The 301-nt window shown below is 70.8% G+C and carries 1 pseudogene; it reads right to left on the bottom strand.

Annotation, left to right across the window (positions count from 1 at the left end):
* A pseudogene (locus NE591_RS14375) lies at positions 1-301 on the bottom strand (carbamate kinase); the annotation flags it as partial.

Consider the following 301-nt stretch of genomic DNA (forward strand, 5'->3'; position numbering starts at 1 on the left):
CCGGTCTCGAAGACCGGCACCCCGCCGCCGCCGGTGGACACGACCACGTAGCCGTCCTCCACCAGGTCGCGCACGGCGTCGAACTCAACGATGCGCTTGGGGGTCGGGGAGGCGACCACCTGGCGCCAGCCGCGGCCGGCGTCCTCCTTCACGGTGATGCCCATGGCCTCGGCCTTGGCCTTGGCGGTCTCCTTGTCCATGAACGCGCCCACGGGCTTGGTGGGGTTCTGGAACGCCGGGTCGTCCTCGTCGACGACGGTCTGGGTCACGATGCAGGCGGTCGAGCGCATGATGTCGCGGG

The sequence above is a fragment of the Adlercreutzia sp. DFI.6.23 genome, from assembly GCF_024462535.1.
Classification (GTDB): domain Bacteria; phylum Actinomycetota; class Coriobacteriia; order Coriobacteriales; family Eggerthellaceae; genus Adlercreutzia; species Adlercreutzia rubneri.